This is a genomic window from Dialister invisus DSM 15470 (assembly GCF_000160055.1).
Classification (GTDB): domain Bacteria; phylum Bacillota; class Negativicutes; order Veillonellales; family Dialisteraceae; genus Dialister; species Dialister invisus.
This window is the reverse complement of the sequence record NZ_GG698602.1, coordinates 1,344,515-1,362,497: the sequence shown is the minus strand read 5'-3', so window position 1 is coordinate 1,362,497 and position 17,983 is coordinate 1,344,515. Positions and strand designations below refer to the sequence as shown.

General features: G+C 46.1%; 13 protein-coding genes and 1 pseudogene. 1 reads left to right on the top strand and 13 read right to left on the bottom strand.

The window, feature by feature from the left end:
• Positions 1 to 81: 81 nt before the first annotated feature.
• Positions 82 to 1,722 (top strand): annotated as a pseudogene (locus GCWU000321_RS06735) (malolactic enzyme); the annotation flags it as partial.
• Between the two features lie 199 nt (positions 1,723 to 1,921).
• On the opposite strand, the gene GCWU000321_RS09220 reads toward GCWU000321_RS06735, so the two are convergent.
• The 13 genes from GCWU000321_RS09220 to GCWU000321_RS06665 all read right to left on the bottom strand — a co-directional run bounded on the left by GCWU000321_RS09220 (position 1,922) and on the right by GCWU000321_RS06665 (position 17,900).
• On the bottom strand, positions 1,922 to 2,473 hold the full coding sequence (locus GCWU000321_RS09220; RefSeq protein WP_169303248.1) for an N-acetylmuramoyl-L-alanine amidase: 552 nt from the start codon (positions 2,471 to 2,473) through the stop codon (positions 1,922 to 1,924).
• A 47-nt stretch (positions 2,474 to 2,520) separates the two neighbouring features.
• Complete coding sequence (locus GCWU000321_RS06725; protein ID WP_007070408.1) at positions 2,521 to 3,024, bottom strand: phage holin family protein; 504 nt, start codon at positions 3,022 to 3,024, stop codon at positions 2,521 to 2,523.
• A 15-nt stretch (positions 3,025 to 3,039) separates the two neighbouring features.
• The gene (locus GCWU000321_RS06720) at positions 3,040 to 3,273 is read right to left on the bottom strand and encodes a DUF739 family protein (protein WP_007070407.1); all 234 of its coding nucleotides are present in this window, start codon (positions 3,271 to 3,273) and stop codon (positions 3,040 to 3,042) included.
• 263 nt (positions 3,274 to 3,536) lie between these two features.
• Positions 3,537 to 3,752: a DUF1659 domain-containing protein gene (locus GCWU000321_RS06715; protein ID WP_007070405.1), complete on the bottom strand. Its 216-nt coding sequence runs from the start codon at positions 3,750 to 3,752 to the stop codon at positions 3,537 to 3,539.
• Positions 3,753 to 3,803: 51 nt separating this feature from the next.
• Positions 3,804 to 4,013 carry a DUF2922 domain-containing protein gene (locus GCWU000321_RS06710; protein ID WP_007070404.1) on the bottom strand — a complete coding sequence of 70 codons (210 nt, stop codon included), beginning with the start codon at positions 4,011 to 4,013 and terminating at the stop codon, positions 3,804 to 3,806.
• Between the two features lie 554 nt (positions 4,014 to 4,567).
• On the bottom strand, positions 4,568 to 7,450 hold the full coding sequence (locus GCWU000321_RS09215) for an ESPR-type extended signal peptide-containing protein (protein WP_007070402.1): 2,883 nt from the start codon (positions 7,448 to 7,450) through the stop codon (positions 4,568 to 4,570).
• Positions 7,451 to 8,470: 1,020 nt separating this feature from the next.
• Positions 8,471 to 9,364 (bottom strand): aldo/keto reductase, encoded by an 894-nt coding sequence (locus GCWU000321_RS06695; protein WP_007070400.1) that lies wholly within the window; start codon positions 9,362 to 9,364, stop codon positions 8,471 to 8,473.
• Positions 9,365 to 9,506: 142 nt separating this feature from the next.
• Complete coding sequence (locus GCWU000321_RS06690) at positions 9,507 to 11,408, bottom strand: LTA synthase family protein (protein ID WP_007070399.1); 1,902 nt, start codon at positions 11,406 to 11,408, stop codon at positions 9,507 to 9,509.
• 3 nt (positions 11,409 to 11,411) lie between these two features.
• On the bottom strand, positions 11,412 to 13,424 hold the full coding sequence (locus tag GCWU000321_RS06685) for an LTA synthase family protein (RefSeq protein WP_007070398.1): 2,013 nt from the start codon (positions 13,422 to 13,424) through the stop codon (positions 11,412 to 11,414).
• Between the two features lie 161 nt (positions 13,425 to 13,585).
• On the bottom strand, positions 13,586 to 14,764 hold the full coding sequence (locus tag GCWU000321_RS06680) for a glycosyltransferase (RefSeq protein WP_007070397.1): 1,179 nt from the start codon (positions 14,762 to 14,764) through the stop codon (positions 13,586 to 13,588).
• Positions 14,764 to 15,987: an O-antigen ligase family protein gene (locus GCWU000321_RS06675; RefSeq protein ID WP_007070396.1), complete on the bottom strand. Its 1,224-nt coding sequence runs from the start codon at positions 15,985 to 15,987 to the stop codon at positions 14,764 to 14,766. The genes GCWU000321_RS06680 and GCWU000321_RS06675 overlap by 1 nt, the downstream gene beginning before the upstream one ends.
• A 13-nt stretch (positions 15,988 to 16,000) precedes the next feature.
• Positions 16,001 to 17,128 carry a glycosyltransferase family protein gene (locus tag GCWU000321_RS06670; RefSeq protein WP_040381450.1) on the bottom strand — a complete coding sequence of 376 codons (1,128 nt, stop codon included), beginning with the start codon at positions 17,126 to 17,128 and terminating at the stop codon, positions 16,001 to 16,003.
• Between the two features lie 10 nt (positions 17,129 to 17,138).
• Entirely contained in the window at positions 17,139 to 17,900 is a 762-nt protein-coding gene (locus tag GCWU000321_RS06665) for a glycosyltransferase family 2 protein (RefSeq protein ID WP_040381449.1), read from the bottom strand.
• Positions 17,901 to 17,983 lie beyond the last annotated feature (83 nt).

Here is a 17,983-nt window from a genome sequence, read left to right as displayed (position 1 = left end):
ACCATTATTTCACAAAAATATAGCCTCATGATAAGATATTTATATTAAAGGCAACGTGTTTTTAAATATAAAAAGGAGACGAATGCGATGAAGACAGGATTTGAGCTATTGGACGATGCATTCCTGAACAAGGGAACCGCATTTACGGAATCGGAAAGAAAAAAACTTGGATTGGAGGGGTTGCTTCCGCCTTGTGTGGAAGATATAGAAACGCAGGCACAGCGTATCTACCGCCAAATGGAAAGAAAAACTTCTTTGATTGAGAAAAGACGTTTTCTGATGGAAGTCTTTAACTTCAATCGAACGCTGTTCTTTCATGTATTCAGTGAACATCTGGTAGAGTTAATGCCAATTGTTTATGATCCGGTTATTGCGGAGAGCATCGAACAGTATAGTGAACAATTTATCAACCCACAGTATGCAGCGTTCCTTTCCATCGATCATCCGGAATCTATTGAAACTTCGCTTAAACAGGCTGCCGGAGACAGAAAGATCCGTCTTATTGTTGTTACTGATGCAGAAGGCATTCTTGGCATTGGTGACTGGGGTACCAATGGTGTAGATATTTCTGTCGGAAAATTGATGGTCTATACTGCCGCTGCCGGTATAGATCCGCAGACAGTACTTCCGGTTGTCTTGGACTGCGGATCTAATCGGGAATCCTTATTAAAAGATCCTTTCTATCTTGGAAACCGTCACAAGAGGATATATGGTGATCATTATTATGATTTCGTGAATCGATTTGTTGAAACGGCTGAAAATCTATTTCCCGATCTGTATCTGCATTTTGAAGACTTTGGACGGTCTAATGCTGCAACCATCTTGAAGAAGTATCAAAAAACCTATCCTGTTTTTAATGATGATTGTCAGGGAACCGGCATAATAACATTAGCCGGTATTCTTGGAGCAATGAAAATCAATAGAGAGAAACTTACAAATCATACCTACATGTGTTTTGGAGCGGGCACGGCCGGAGCCGGTATCGCCGACCGTATATTCAGGGAAATGGTCGCACAGGGATTATCTGAAAAAGAAGCACGAAATCACTTTTATATGGTGGATAAACAGGGATTGCTTTTTGACGATATGGATGACTTGACACCTGAGCAAAAACCGTTTGCAAGAGCACGTTCTGAGTTCGATAATCCGGAAAAACTGAATAATTTAACTGCAGCAGTGATGGCTGTCAGACCTACGATCCTCGTGGGAACCTCAACCGCTCCGAAAACATTTACCAAGGAAATAGTAAAAGCCATGGCATCATGGTGTGACCACCCGATTATTTTCCCGCTTAGTAATCCAACGGAATTGGCAGAAGCAACCGCAGAAGACATCATCAAATGGTCTGATGGCAGAGCAATGGTCGCAACCGGTATTCCTGCGGAACCTGTTGAATACAATGGGGTGACTTATATTATCGGGCAGGCAAATAATGCCCTGATATATCCCGGGCTGGGACTTGGAAGCATCGCCGTTAATGCTTCTTTGCTTACGGATGAAATGATTTCCTCCGCCGCACATTCTCTTAGTGAATTTCTTGAAATCAATGTGAAAGGGGCTGCCGTTCTGCCGCCGGTGTCTAAATTAACGCAGTTTTCTGAAACAGTGGCTAACGCGGTAGCAGAATGTGCCGTAAAACAGGGCTTGAACAGAGTACAGACGAATGATGTTAAAAAAGCCGTGAAATCAGTGATCTGGAAGCCTGTTTACAGAAATTACTGATATGTGGACCAATAAAACAGCAAATTTCAAGTCTTGTGTAAATACCGAAAAATAAATACCGCCTGTTTTCCACGGCGGGATATATGACAAAAGAAAAGAGTATCTTCACTCCTGCGCGGAGAAGATACTCTTTTTCATTTCCATATTTTCTTTTACGCCCACGTAAAAACGCCGTCTCCTGCCAAGACAGCGTCTTTCCTCATAAACACAGGAGCCCGCTCCTCTGCTTCCTGTAATATTTCGTTTTCCCCCGAATCAGCTCACCGCCGGGAACCAGCCGGCCGCCGTCACCGTAATCGGGGACATAAAGTAGATCCCAGCGCATATCCGGATCACCGCTACCGATCCCGTACCCGTCAAAAGCGGCCATCTCTGCATGTGTGTAAATATCTGCCACCGACAGTCCAAGTTCTTCCACAGCCCTCGCGCAGAACATCGCAAGCGCTTCCACCTGCGCCTCTGTTGGCGGCTCACACCCCAGATCCACACCGCTCGGCGCGTCATAGTAGCAGCATGCGTCACGGCAGCACGCCAGCGCCACACCGATCGACCGGCTGTTCCTGTGCCATGTATGCGCCAGGCACTCCGTGAAATCCTCATGAATCACATGGCAGTACCCGCCCCGGTCAATCACCACATGATATGCCAGGCACTCCACCAGCTGGTACGGCGCCCCCGTCCAGTGGCAGTAAATCCGGTCAATCCTACCGCGGGCGGCCTCCAGGCGTGTTCCTATTTCATCCAAAGTCATAATCCGTTTATCCATATTTTACGGAAAGAAATACTTCCTTCCCCTCATCACTTCCTTTTCAACTTCCTTACCAGCCCCGACAGCACCCCGACACCGGCATCATTCAGATTCTCCACGATACTCAGCATCTCCGACGCCGCCAGATAACTGACACACATTTCCATAAACAGGCCCGGCCGTCCCACGCTTGCCAGAAGCCGGTCTGCTGCACCGCCGCCGACGGTCAGCAGAATGTAAAGCACCATCTTTCCGGCAAACTGCCGCTTCATCTGCCTGCTGGAAATCATTCCGGCCCGATGCGCCGCGGGAATCGCCAGAATGCACGATACCATATCACGATCCGCTTCCCCCTTCGCCGCCAGATACTTGTGGGCAAGCGCCATCCACTTCGTCACCAGATCAATAAACACCGCCAACGCAAACAAACTGATCAGCTCCACGGGAAAAACCCCTTCCGCCAAAAGACCCGTCGTCACCAGCTTCACCTGCCAGTCCTCCACAAGCCGCTCCGAAGCCCGTTCAAAAGCTTCCATCCACGAACCTGCATCCATAGACCCTCCTTTCCGTCAAAAATAAAACTCCTCACAACGGGGCCGCTCAAAGAAATACGCCCCCACCTCATCCGGCCTGATCTGCAAAATCCGCATGGAATTATAAATATCCCGCTGGGAAAAATGAAGCTGATTATTCAGCCGCAGAGACAAAGATGTCTTGCTGATCCCCAGCCTTGCCGCAAAAACAACGTCAGACCCCAGCTTCTCACGGATCCGTGCCCGAAGCCTGATATAATCAAAATGCATTCCCAATCCTCACTTTCATTTAAGAAATATCCACTTCCGTTACAAGAAATTCCTCGTTTTTGCATCTTTTATAAAATATCGTTCCTTTTTATAGAACATATGTTCTATATTAATTTAAGAATAGAACTTTCTCCCCCGTCTGTCAATAGGCGTTTCCGCAGCCCTGCGAACCCTATTTTCAAAACCGGACGGGAGAGCGTCCTATCCTAAAAAGAAAAGCCCGGGAACGTACCCCGGGCCCTTCCCTGCCCGTCTCCGGCTGATTAGTCGCCGTCAGTCAGAACAGCCACATCAGAGCGGCGGAGAGAATCAAGCGCCTTCACCTGCAGTCCGGCGATCGCCTTCCCCGCATGAAGCAGCTCTTCATCAGACGCGCTTTCCCTGATATTGTTAAAAGCCAGATTCTTTAAAGAACCGTCCGTATTTTCAACACGTACCAGAAGCCTTGTTTTTTCCACAGATTTGGAAACTGCCATCATTATCCCTCCTTTCCTTTTCAATATATTTCTCCTTATAGTTCTCTTTCAAAATTAATGAATTTCCTCTTCCGTAGTGGTCACCATGACCGCCTTAGCGAAAGAAGCCGCCCCGATGCCCTTGCCGTTTGCCAGCACCGGCATGATTTTCGCGGCCTCCGCCTGCACGGCGGACAAAGCGAGCCCGTCCTTCGGATCGGCAATGCTCACAATAAGCTCCGTATTCGCGGAAGTCAGGAATTTAAGTTCCAATTTCTTAGCCATACTCTTTTCTCCTTTCCCTGTTCCCTCTCCGGAAAGGAACAGTCCTTAGCGCTGCCATTATAGTATCCCTTTCGAGTTTAAATTTGCTGAAACAGGAAAAATAATTTGAAATTTTTTTGAAATACTTTTCCCGTACTCCCATTTTTTCCATTTTTATCCCGGCAATGCAATAAAAAATACCGCTGTTAAGCGGCACTTCTCAGTTAAATTTACAGCATGTCCGCTGCCGATAAAACATGAACGCATCTATGTGATGAGGAGTAATGACTCTATTCCGCTCATAACTTCCCACGAGGCTCTTTCCATTTCCCTCACCACAGTCACAGATCCTTCACATTCGTTCAGGATGACGCTTGCCGTCCGTCGTCATTCTGAATGGGGATAAGAATGCCTTGAGGGAAAAACAGAAAACGGGACAGTGACACGGAGAAGAATCTATGACCGTCCGCTTATCCCCGCTTACATAAAAATACGGTACCCGTCACATCTGACGGATACCGTACTTTCTATTTCTTATACTATTTCCTTACACCTGTTTTGTTTACCATTCCGGGTTATGCTTCCGGTGAAATATGAGAACCGTACACATCACGGTAATCACCTGTTTCTTTATTGCTTTCATTATTGACACGGACACGTTCTACCTTATGCCGGTCATTGTCCTTGCCGGAAATACGGTCGACACGGGTACGATCCAGATCCTTTATCCGATTGATCTCGGGTTCAAATTCGCCGATGGCCTTTGCCATGTCGCCGTCAATAGGCGCGCCGTTCTGCAGGGCACGGTAAATAATGGCCGCAAATTCATAGCGGGTCATGGAACGGTCCCCCTTGAACTCTCCATCCGGATACCCTTCCAAAAGACCTCTGTCCGCCAATGATTTCACATAAGAATATGCCCAGTGGTCTTTCGGCACATCGGGGAAATCAACATCCTTCATTACCGATGCTCCTGACTGCATGGCTCCGCGCATAGCTTTAATCTCAGCACTCTGCGCCTTGACAATCGCTTTCAAGTCCTCCACTTCCTTGGCCAAAGCCACCCGTGATGTGGACACATGGTTGCCCTGTCCCAGCTTTACGCTGACTCCGGCATTCACCATGTTTTCTCCTCCGCCGAAAGAGCCTCCCACGCTGAACATGGTGTCTTCATTGGGACGGTAGAATGCGCCTACCGATACTGCATGGGCGTCTTTGTAGTTGCCGTAGCCGGCTGCCACATCCCACTTGTCATCGGGGTCAAAGTCCAGCGGATGGAGAGCCGCCAGTGCTGCCGCTCCCGCTCCTGCACGGTTCACACGGGTTCCCAATTCGCCTACTTTATTGGTTACATTTTTTATATCCTGCGTGGAAGCGATGCCGGAAACGGAATAAGTGCTGCCGTCATTACGGGTGAAGTTCAAGGTATCACCGCTGAGTGAGGCAGACGAAGTATACCGGTCCTGCAGTCCGGTAATGGTCGCTGTCGTTCCGTCGTTGTTCGTCAAGGTGGCGGTGCCTGTACCGTTCAAGGCATAGGTCGCCGTACCGCCGGTTACTACCGTGTCCTTGGCACTGACGGTATACGTCGTCGTATTCCCGGTTTTCTTGGAAGTTACGGTTACATTGTCCCCCTCTTCTACCTTTGTCTTTTCGATTCCCAGACTGCTTGTATCGACGGACAGGTTATATCCGACTTTCTTGCCGTTTTCCACTTTATCCGTAATCCTTACTGTCCCATCCGTAGATTCTATCTTGGGCCCGCTGACAGTATAGTTCTTTTGTCCATTAGTTTCTGTCTCCGTGACAGTCACATAATCTCCAGCTGTCACAGTGGTATGCTTAGCAGCTTCCTCTGCCGCCTTAGCTGCCACCTTCTTCAGCTGTGCCACATTGACGGCATCGGTATCTTCCATTCCGGCTGCAACTCCGGTAATCTGACGGGTGATGTTTTTGGACGTATCGCCTACGGAAACAGCTGCTTGCGTAGATTTCCATACGCCCGTGTTGTCATTGGAATGATCGGCGCCGGAAATATCATAACCGACCTTGCCTTTTTCCGTGGACGCCACAGAACCGCTGCCAAGGGCTACGCCGCCCGCTTTCTGCACGTTTGCGTTATGTCCGATGGACACGGCATTCTCTACACTTGTCGTAATCACACTATCCCCGGAACCGAGGATAACACTGCCGTTTGCCCCGGCAAGCTTGTGCTTATTGCCCAGCACGAGAGCGTCATCTGTATTCTCTATTTCATTTTCAGACCCAATGACAGATACGTGATTGACATTAGCAGCGGCGTTCTTGAAACCAGTAATAGAGTTGTAGGTACTTGGCCTACGGCTGGTACCGGTCACGGTGTTGTTGACGCCGATGATGGATGTCTTCTGTGTGTAATCGGCTTTATTGCCGCCGCCGATAGCAAGGGTAGCGCCGCCGCTTTCGCTATTTCTTACAGCGCTGCGCAGTGTATCTGCCAGATCTTTTGCTGAAGCGCCGCCGTCAGTCGGTGCACTGATATTTTTCACGGAATTGGTAATTTCATTGCCGGCGCCGAAAATCAGGGAGCCGTTGGAATTAAAGGTCCGGTTTGCCGTACCGACGATGCTGTTCGCCACGCCGGAATACCCAGAAGAAGCAGTGGCGGATTCAATGCTGTTTAGAGAACCGGTAATCGTGGCGCCAAAGTTTTTGCTTGCAGCAGCTGTATTATTTCCCCCTTCATAATTTCCTGAAGCAATGGAATAAGCACCGGTAATCGTAGAGAATGCACCAGAATTGAAACTGTTTGTCCCTAAAGTCGTGGTAAATACATTTTTAGCATTTTTGTCTGTCGCCGCGCTATCTACATCAACATCTCCTAATTTCCCCTTGTAATTATGTGTGCCAATCATTAAGCCGCCTGTACGAACATAGGTGTTTTCACCAATAGCTATGCTTCCAACAACTTTGGATGGATCTGTTGGTATATAAGCAAATGGAAGGAACCCAAAGTAGTAGGAAGGATCATACTGAGGCGTATACGTAGTTTGATTAAAGGCAAATAGCGATTCCTGCTTCCCAGCCATATTTTCTATTTTTGCATTTTTCCCGATAGCAATACTGCCGCCCTGGCTGGCATAGTTATCAATGACAGCCCCACTGCCCACAGCTACATCACCGGTAGCGGTGCTTGCGCCATTAGAATACTTAATTGTTGCCCCTTTTCCGACAGCCACATTTTCCTCTTTCGGTGCACTACTGCCCGTGCCATATGCCACGCCGCTGCCGGAACCTGTCGCTGTATCCGCCGCATCAGCCGCATAACCGCCCATGAGGACTCCCATCCCCACAGCTGCCGCCAGAGCGGCTTTCACCGCTTTTCCCGAAGCGCTTTTCGTGTGGCTCCTTGCCACTTCAGAAGTGACGACATAGGCATGTTTTGCCTTACTCCATACAATCTTGTAAATTTTATTCATGCTACACTCTCCCTTGTTGCATCTAACCAAAAACAGACGACACTTAAGTCATCTTAAACTATCATTTTATTATAGCACGTTTATTACAAACAACGAAGTAAAAAATGAAAATGGCTCTCAGCTTCCAGAAGCCGGCAAGATACCGGCAGAAAAGGGACTTTCATTCTACCCTTTCATACCGCTTCCTCACCACGGGTACAGATCCTTCACCTCCGTTCAGGATGACGCCTTAACGTCTTATACAAGGATCATGAGGTCGGCCATCAGAAGGAGCTACTGGCGCACGCAGTGCGATTAAGGATGCTCGCTTGTCGTAATGATTTAAATCGTAAAAGAATAGTTAGCTTGCAGCTGACAGCTAACAGCTGATAGCTTTTATTTTCTTACCGTCCGTCATCACTCAGAACGGGGGCAGAAAAAGAATCTTCATTCTATTCTTTTGCGTCATTCCACCCAAGCCAGTATCCTCCGTCCGGCTTCGCCGGCCACCTCCTTATAAACAAGGAGGCTTGCCCAATCCCTATTCTTCCCGTTAGAATCCCTTTCCTCAACACAGCAGCAAATCCTTTGTTGGCGCTTTGAATGACGCCTTACCGTATCCCGTCATTCAGAGCGGAAGTAAGAATGCTGTATGAGAAAACAGGGAGACGGCTATGTGATACGGAGCGAAGAATCTATTACCCTGGATGACGTCTTACCGTCTCCCCGCATCACGGGTACAGATCCTTCACATTCGTTCAGGATGACGTTTAACGTCTTATACAAGGATCATGGGGTCGGCCGTCAGAAGGAGCTGCTGGCGCACGCAGTGCGATTGAGGTACTCGCTTGTCGTAATGATTTAAATCGTAAAAGAATAGTTAGCTTGCAGCTGACAGCTAACGGCTATCAGCTAACAGCTACCGGGCAACAGCCAACAGCTAATAACCTTTGGAAATGAGACAGCCTTCATTGCCCTACCATAGAGAACTTGACGCAAAAAAATCTGCCGCTTTTTTCCTGCGGCAGATTTTTTCTGCGTTTACCTCTTAATTTCCACACGATACTTTTTCAGCTTGCCTCCATAAACAGGAAAGAAACTGAATTCGCCGTAATCTTTCACAGGCTCCGCATTTTTCAGCAGTTCCATATCGGCATCGGAAATCACAAAATCAATATCCCCATTTTCTTTCATATGCTCCGGATCCGCCGTTTTCGGCAGCACAACCGTCCCCAGCTGCCAGTCATAACGGATGCAGAGCTGAGGAATCGTGACCCCGTATTTCTCTGCCATTTCCGCAAGGCATCCATCTTTCAGCGCTTCGCCGTGCGCCACGGGAGAGTAGGCTTCCACTACGATATCCCTCTTCCGGCAGTAATCAATCAAATCCAGCGGACTGTTTCCCACATGGCAGAGAATCTGGTTCACCATGGGTTTCACACGGCAAGCGGCAAAGATGTTTTCAAGATCTCCCTCAAGGAAATTGGAAACACCGATTGCCCGCAGTTTCCCGGCTTCCAAAGCATCTTCAAGAGCACGCCATACTTCCCTGTTTTCTTTATAGTAGCGGTCCTCCGACTGGTTTACCTCCACCCAGGGCTGGGGTGAATGAATAATCATCATATCCAGATAATCAAGTCCCATCGTTTCCAGTGTCTTGTCGATGGATTCCATGGCGGACGCATAGCTTTTATTTTCAGCCGCTACTTTGGATGTGACAAAGATATCCTTCCTGTCAATGCCGCAGGTGCGGATTCCTTCTCCGACACCGCGTTCATTGCCGTACGCCTGTGCCGTATCAATATGGCGGTATCCGATATCCACCGCCGCCCGCACAGCCTCCGCCGCCTTGTCGTCATCAATAAACCAGGTACCCAGTGCCAGTTTCGGAATGGCTGCGCCGTTATGCAGCGTATAACTTTCCTCAAAAATCATAATTGCCTCCTCTATAAACCATTGCTCCTACAGAATAACAAGTATTCAAAATAAATCACCGTAATGCACCGATTTCTATCAGTTTCAGAATTTTGAAAATGACATGATCCTCCCTGAAAGTTACTGCTCTCCGCCGTCTGATTTATGAAGTCCCGGACTTCTGATCATGCATAACCATCCATGAAGCCACCGTCCGCGCCGCTTCCATATATTTCCGGAACTCCCCATCCTGCAGATTCTTCTGTTCACCAATTTCGCCGTTTTCAATGTACAGCCTGTGATTAAAAGCACGATCCGAGTGCAGCAACGGCGGCAGTAAGGAAATATAACTGCTGCCCGTTGGTGCGATAAGTTCAACGAGAGTCGGGGCAATCTGCAGATGACTGCCTGCCGTCTGTTCATCAAAAAAATCCTGGGGTATACCATCGCCATAGAAATAGCAGGGAATACCGCTCAATGCCCAAAGAGACACATCTGCCGCAAAATTAAAGCGTTCTGCATGATCTCCCGTCACTGCAAATAAAACAGACGGATCATCCTGTTCCACCTGGCGGATAAAATTCCCCATGACCTGATCAGCATACCAGATATGTCCCAGTTGGTCGATTGTCGCCTTATCTTTGGGGATAGACGGCGGTAATTTCGATGTAACTTCTTCCCTGGGGAATCCATAGGCATCCACATCATAAGCAAAAGGCGGATGGTTGCTCGTGGTGAGGATGAAATAGAAGGTATCCTCTGTATCCTGCTGCATCTGCCGGCGAATCCCATCAAAAAGGATACCATCCGGCACGCCCCAGGACGAACTTTCCCCTTGGTTCGGCAGCTCATCGGCGCAATGGAATTCATCAAACCCCTCGCGCAGAGTAAAATGATCAATTTCCTGCCAGCTTCGGAGCCCGCCGTACCAAAATACGGTCTTATACCCCAGTCTCTTCATGGTCTCACCGATGCCAAAGGGCGATGCTTTCCCCTGAAGCCCCATCGTGTAATTGACATAAAGCCCAATATCCGGCAGCCCAGTCAGAAAACCATTGAGTGAAGTCATGGTCCCATTCCCGTTTGCCAGAAAATGGTATATATGAGCTCCATGGGTTTCCAGCCATTTCCCCGTCTTTTCCAGTCCCAAACTATCATATTCCGGCAGAAGCGGCCAAAGAGCATAATTTTCTCCAAGGATCACCACCACATGATGGGGACGCCGTTCCAACGGCGCTGCTGTCGTCCTGCGCTCAAAAGCTGTAATCGGTGTTCCGGCGTCCGGGTTTCCTCCCAAAGCTGCAATGGCCTCATAAAGCTCCCCATCCGATATGGAGCGCATGGCCCGCTGCGTAGCCCGGGCATGGGTATGATAGGCGCGATACATTGCCTGCCCGTCATCCAGAACCGCCTCATTCAGCACCGTATAATGTGTGCGGGCAGCGCTCTCCCACGGCACACCGCTGTCTGAATGAAAAGCTCCGCCAAATCGGCAGAAAACCGCAAAAACCGGAACCATGACAACCGCCGCCATGTCCAGAATCCGCACATGATGTCGGGGATAATATACTGGCGTTTCCAGAAATTTTATCAGCCCCCAGATGAAGAAGGCCATCAGCGCCAGAGCGCCAAACAGGCGGGGCCAGAGCTGGTACTGCTGAACAGCTGTCTGCCATATGGCCATCCTGTCATCCTTCATGCCGTTGAACAGCATGATATTGAATCCCTGATGAAAAATCTCATAATAAGGGATCCGCACCATAAAAAGAAGCGTCATCAATCCGACGGCCACACTGCCAAGGATTTTTCGGATACCGCCGGCCGGCCATTTTTTCCATAAAGCATAAGGAATTGTTCCAAAGACAAAAGGAAACCCCACAAGAAAAGCGGTGGTCTTCAAACTGATCCTGGCCCCCAGCCACAGGGCTTCCGCCACATCTTCCGCCCCGGCATTTCCCAGCTGGCCGGAATAAATCACTAAAAAAGCACAACGAAAAAGCATGAGTAAAGCATGAATATATATAAACAGCTTCGCATCCTGCTGTAATGATAGTAAAAAGCGCATAGCTCACCTCACATTCCGTTCCAAACAAACATCCGCATGACGCACTACCCAACCCGTAACCTCACAGAAAGCATCTCTTTCCTTCCGGTATTTTTCTTTGTTCTGCTCAATATCCGCATTTCTGTCGGTTAAGCTCTGCGTCAGCTTATCTCCGTAATATCCAACCTCATCATGGTTCAGCCAATGGTAAGGTGTAACTACATGTGAAATCGGCTCATAGAAAGAAGGCATCATGGAATAGTACTCAAATCCGGCGGGCGCGACAGATTCAATAATAGTAGGCATGATATTCATATGGCCGCCAATGTGCAGCCGGCCAAATAATTCAGGAGTAAATTCCCGATGATACATGGCAAACGATGTGCAATATTTCTCCCGAATGGTAGACTTGGCCCCGGGATACAGAGAGCTGCCAAAAGGAATGATCTTTCGTGAATGGTCACCAGTCACGATAATCAAGCTGTCCGGATAAGCTGTTTGTATCTCAGACACAAATTTTGACAAAGCCTGATCCGTATACCAATATGTCCCCAAATCGGCCATTAACGCCTTATCTCTGCGCATATCATCAGGCAAATCTTTCATAGCACTTTGAGGTTGAAAACCATATTTTTCAATAGGTATCGTATACGGTCCATGGTTTGAAGTGGTATAAACCAAATGAAAAGCAGGAGAATCATCCTCCATGGCAATGATGTTCCGGAATGCTGCTTCCAGAAATATATGATCATAAATCCCAAGCCATGTTGCCGGAGAGCCGGCAGGACAAATATCCGGTCCGCCAAAGGCTTTATCAAACCCCATGGATCTCCCAAACAATCCGATACTGGCCCATGATAAACTCCCTCCATACCACAAAGCTGTCCTATAGCCCAATCTTTTTAACTGCCTGGGTAAAGAAGTCCATGTCTGCCCTTCCCAAAACTCCCGTTTTTCATTGATTTCAAGGTTGTCATCAAAAATCCCTGCAATGAGACTGGTAATCGCAGGCTGGGATACCATGCCTGCCGGCAGAAAATGATTGACACACATGGTATGAGGATTGGATCTGAAAATTTTACCGCCGTCTACCAGATGAAGCTGTCCATAGCAGGGATCGAAAGGAGCCTGTGTGTAGCTCTCGCCAACAATTAAAAAGATATGTTTTGGCTTTGTAATCCGGGAACCTTTGGCATGGCGCACAAAAGAATGCCAGATGCTCTTATTCCGGTCAACAGGAATATCCGGTTCCATGATTTTCACGGATTCTGCATCATCATGCTCTAAAATCGCTTGGACAGGGCGTTTCATAACCATTTCAATGGCCACCAGATCATCTACAGTAGCCTTAGCAAAAAACATATCTTTTTTTACTATATCCGGAACCGTATCCCATTCCGGTTTCGTCCGATGAGAAAGATGCCCGCCATAACGGAAATAGTAGAATAATAAAATCATAGCAGCACAGAAAAAGATATTAAAAGCATATTGCATCCAGGCAGACGGAAACGGGGGATAAGCCAATACCGGTGTATCCAGCAGCTTTTTCGTAACATAAGCACAAAAACCTAAAAAGGGAATATATCCTGCCAGGATCCAGCCCCCATGATTCTGGTGAAAAAATATATCCAGAAGATTCCTTTTATCAGCTTTCCCTCCCAGCCTCATGAGCGGATTATAAATATCCTGGAAATGATAATAAAAAATCATCTTTCCCATGAAAGCAAAATAAAGTATGGCAGCATATATCGTAATGAATATAACCCGCATACTGTCGCCAATTTCAAAATAACGTTCAAAAAAGGCACCCGGCAAACTGATTCCCAGCCAGGAAATTAAAAACACATAGGCATTGTAATCCATGCCCCACCAGAAACCATAACGAAAACATTCATACCATTTCTTCCTGCAGCCATTAAATCCCTTATCCGGTGCATAGACCCAGATAAAAGCCAATCGAAAAACAGCACAAATCACAGGTGCCACAATCATTATTTTCCAATCCTGCTGCGTTCCTTCAAAAAAAGATGAAAACATGCAATAAGCTCCTTATTTATATTCTAATTTCTTTCCCTTCGAAATTTGTAATCAGTATTTTTCCCAAGACTCCCATCGGCCAGCATGTCAATCTATATAGAACGCTTTTAAAGAATCACAAAGCTTTCTATATTAAAATAAATTGCCATCTTTTTATACTCTTATTCCGTAAATCTTTTATGGGTAAGATCAGTTAATAATTGTTCCCATTTCCCCCATACGATATCCGGCGCATAGGCTTTCATAGCCTTGTGAGCATTTTGCCCCATGCGCACTCGCTCTTGCTGATCACTCATAAGCAATTGTAATTTATGCGTAAAATCTTTCTCATCGGCAGCCAGATATCCGGTCACTCCATCCTGAATCAGTTCATTCACAGAAGGAGCCTCTGCAAAACCAATAGCAGGCAATCCGGCAGCATTTGCTTCCGTTAAAGATAAGCTAAACCCCTCGAATGCAGAAGGGAACGCCAATATATCCGCATTTCTAAGTACACTGACCGCTTCTTTAGTAACCCCCATATACTTAACCTGATGTCCATGATCATGTTCCCGGCAATATTCCTGGATTTTTTCCATATATTCTTCATCTGTGACAGGGCCATATAAATGAAGCTGCCACTTGGGAAATTCATGCGCCAGCATTAAAAAAGCTTTTACTGTAATGAATGGTCTTTTTTGATACCCCTCGATCCGGCCCAGCATAACAATCGTATAAGAATCTTTTGGGGATGATAAATCCGCTACTTGGGAATCAGAAATCTGAGGAACAGCATTAGGAATTGTACAGATTTTTGTCGATAAATATTTCCGGGCCTCTAAAACAAAGCTGGGAAGGAGTACTTGATATATGGAAACTTTGTCTGCTTCTCTTCTCTGCAAAGGCGTTAAAGAAGCAATCTGATCTTCCACTGAATTATGACACATAGCCACTACGGGAATTTTCCCGTCTGCCAGTCGATTAGCCACCATAATACTGTTAAATTCATAGCAGATAATAATATCAAGCAGGCTGACGTCAATCTTTTCATTCAATGCCTTACCTAATTGATTTGTCTTATACGCATCTACACGGTTAGAAATATCTAAATGCAGCCCCTTGGCGATTTCCCTGATGATTTTATATTTCCCCGGTACTTTGATTTTCCCCAAAGCCAGATTCACCTGATGGACTCTTCCCTCGAAAGGGAAATAAGGGGCCACTCCCGGTTCATCATTCCATACCGCATAGACATTAGCACCCCGGACGGCAAAAGCATTGGACATTTCCACAAACACTTTTTCTGTCCCGGCCGGATTGGCAATAGTAGAAATCCCAAAACAAAGAATAGCAATGTTCATTAGCTTCTGCCTGACTCCTCTTTTTGATTCTTCTCTTGTTCAATGGTCTTCATCTGCAGCATGATTGCAAAAAGGAACCAGAAAAGGCGTACCGCAGAAGAGTTGTCTATAATATATTCAACCTGACCGAAAAGGCACATAAAACTGAGTATTGTTGTAAAAATCAGGAGATCATACGGGCTTTTACTCTTCAACCAGCTGCGTAAACTGTGCACCAAAGAATAAAATATAAAGATTAAATACCCTGCAATACCAATTGTCCCGGTTTCTGCCAGAAGATGCATGAAATTATTATGAGCATGACTATATGTACGTACTATTTCGGGATGAGATTTTGCATATTCTTTATACTCAGGCTTAAACCGGCCTAGCCCAACGCCTATCACCGGATGGTTTTTGTACATTGTGAGACAGCCTTGCCACATTTGCAGCCGATCGGTGTTCGATGTATTAGTAGTTGTATTTGTCACTGATTTAAAACGACTGATGTAACTCGGATTGGCAAAGAAAAAACCACAAAATCCTATCATAATGGCTCCCACCACGGCCAGATATTTGATATTGTCCCGTATATACTTTCCTGTTACAACCGGAGTCGTAATCAGACAGGTCAGCCATGCAGCACGGCTTTTATTAGACAATAAACCCACAAAAATACTAAGCATGGTCCAGACAGAAGCATATTTCAACTTCCTGTCAAACCGCTGGTCAAACAAGACGACAAAACAAAGAGGCAGTACCATACACATAATACCGGCTATAGCAAGCATATTACTGCCAAATCCCCATCCGCGATCAGTTAAGTGGAGAATATAAACCTGAATAAATGTCAATAAACTATCTGCCCCAAAAAACAAAAGAAATGCAAACAGCATATTGGTTAAATAGGTACGTTTTCGCACGAATAATACAATTAAAAGAAAAATCATATAGCGCCAGACCCACATATCCAGAAACTGCCCCAATCCTTCTTCTGCATGCCCGGCGAATAATGCACTGGGCAGAGTACATAAAAAGAAAATTCCAGCAGCTGCCATATAACCTTTGGTCTCTTTATTTAATTGAACTGAATTCCTTTGCCGCCAGAGCAGAATCACACCACAGAGAACCGCAATTCCCTGCAATATGGAGCCAACCGCAATGGATAAACGTGTTACGCAGGAAAAAGCGCCCAAGCAAAAGGCTATCAGCCATGTGATTCTCGAATCCAGTTTATTTTCCACTTTACTCTCCTTATTATCGCAAAATATTCTGAATCAAATTCTCCTGGCTGTAAGCTTTATTGGCTGCATCCAGGTTTCTCTGATATACATCTGTATTCTGAACCAGATCGTCAATAAATTCTTCCAGCTGCTTCGTAAAAGCCGGTATGGATGTCAAGTCGACAGCCTTTCCAATATTAAACTGCTGCAATACCTCGGGATTCAGTTCCGGCGATGCCAAAACCGGCTTGTAAAATCCTATGGCAGTAAACAGCATGGCTCCCCAGTGATACCTGTACCGTTCCGCTGCATAAGGCATCATAATAGCATCCACACGGAGAAGCGCTTTCTGCCATTCGATCCCAATGAGATTTTTATGCCAAAATGTGATATTTTTATAGTCTTTGTATTCCCGGGCAAACTGTTCAAACAGTTCCCCATCTTCCGGTTTCGCCGTGGCACCCTGTACAATGAGCTGTACAGGGACAGAAAAATGGGCTTTGGTAAATGCTTCCAGAAAGAATCCCAGATTCTTCTCTTTCCTGAATTGCCCAAAAAAGCCTATTTTTATGGGATGTGTGAAAGTTAATTTCTTATTGACTGGCAAATCATAGGGTGTAAAGACAGGAGGCGCAATCAGATCCAGATTTTTTAATCCGCTGTTCCTAAAATCATCACGCAGGGTAATAACCTTGAGATGAATCTGCTCATAAGGCATCACTCTGCGGGCCTGCCGTTCAAAATTCAGCTGCTCGTGAGGATTGATTCCATGGAAAACCATATAAACAGGAACCGGTGAATTTTTCAATCGGCTATTCAGCAAGGTACGGATATACCGCCATGTTCCGGTGGGAATAATGATGGCATCGCAATGGTACGCACGCGCTTTCTCAAAAGCGGAATTAAACCAGGCAATGCGCCGTCTTTCTCTGCGTAAGGATAGGAATATCTTTTTTAATTTTCCCGCTCCGGCATAGGTGACGACTTCCCCGCCATCAAGGTGATCCACATCACAATGATAATCCAGCTTAAATGGGAACCGTTCCGGTACAAAGAAAACCGGTTCATGTCCCTGCTTTTTCAGTTCTTCCACAAGAATCCGGTCAAATTCGACCTCATGTCCAGCCGGCATGACGATGGATTCTAAGATGGCGATACGCATATTTTCACTCCTATAAACGTCCATCTTTATCCTGATACAGGAAATACAGCTTTATGTATTTATTCATTGTGTAAAAATAATGATTTGTCGAAAGAATCCATCCCATTTTCCCATCAAGAAATCCTAAATTTAAAACATAAACTTTAAAAAAGGCCCAAAAGGGGCGCAACATAATATCAAAGAAGAAATTACATTTTTTGTGATTCTTTTTATATTTTGCAGCTGCTAAGGTCGTATAATTATTGAGTTTGTTCAGCTGATGGCTCCATGAATCATAGGTATAGTGATACATGATCTCATGAAGCTTCTCATTCGGGTATGGTGTGACAATCCGAGGATGAACATATCCTTCTACATAGGATCCCTCTGCCGGAAAAAGACGGTTCACGTAGTCCGGCCGCAAAACGCCATGGGTTGCATGATGATGGTAGAATTTATTTTCCCGCCGAATCCAATAGGCCTTTTTATCACCTTTTTCTGCCACTGAACAGACTTCTTTTGCCAAAGGCTTGGAAATCCGCTCATCCGCATCAACAAATAAGACCCATTCATATCTGGCATTTTTAATAGCAAAAGTCTGCTGTTTGCCCCAGTCGCCATTCATGCCGTGCTGTATCACACGTGCACCCAGACTTTCAGCAATCTCTTTGGTTTTATCTGTGCTGAAATCGTCAATAACTAATATCTCATCAGCAAAGGACAAGGTTTCGATACAGGCTTTGATATTTCGTTCCTCATTTTTCGCCAGGATTAGTGCCGAGATCTTTGCCACAGAATTTCCTCTTTTCCTATAACCATACACAATAAATATTATTAGCGTCATATGAAACTGAATATTTTCTATATGACAAGTTT

Coding starts and splice junctions, on each gene's coding strand:
- GCWU000321_RS09220 (WP_169303248.1), bottom strand. CDS start 2,473: ATGACTTTGGATGAAATAGGAACACGCCTGGAGGCCGCCCGCGGTAGG.
- GCWU000321_RS06725 (WP_007070408.1), bottom strand. CDS start 3,024: ATGGATGCAGGTTCGTGGATGGAAGCTTTTGAACGGGCTTCGGAGCGG.
- GCWU000321_RS06720 (WP_007070407.1), bottom strand. CDS start 3,273: ATGCATTTTGATTATATCAGGCTTCGGGCACGGATCCGTGAGAAGCTG.
- GCWU000321_RS06715 (WP_007070405.1), bottom strand. CDS start 3,752: ATGATGGCAGTTTCCAAATCTGTGGAAAAAACAAGGCTTCTGGTACGT.
- GCWU000321_RS06710 (WP_007070404.1), bottom strand. CDS start 4,013: ATGGCTAAGAAATTGGAACTTAAATTCCTGACTTCCGCGAATACGGAG.
- GCWU000321_RS09215 (WP_007070402.1), bottom strand. CDS start 7,450: ATGAATAAAATTTACAAGATTGTATGGAGTAAGGCAAAACATGCCTAT.
- GCWU000321_RS06695 (WP_007070400.1), bottom strand. CDS start 9,364: ATGATTTTTGAGGAAAGTTATACGCTGCATAACGGCGCAGCCATTCCG.
- GCWU000321_RS06690 (WP_007070399.1), bottom strand. CDS start 11,408: ATGCGCTTTTTACTATCATTACAGCAGGATGCGAAGCTGTTTATATAT.
- GCWU000321_RS06685 (WP_007070398.1), bottom strand. CDS start 13,424: ATGTTTTCATCTTTTTTTGAAGGAACGCAGCAGGATTGGAAAATAATG.
- GCWU000321_RS06680 (WP_007070397.1), bottom strand. CDS start 14,764: ATGAACATTGCTATTCTTTGTTTTGGGATTTCTACTATTGCCAATCCG.
- GCWU000321_RS06670 (WP_040381450.1), bottom strand. CDS start 17,128: ATGCGTATCGCCATCTTAGAATCCATCGTCATGCCGGCTGGACATGAG.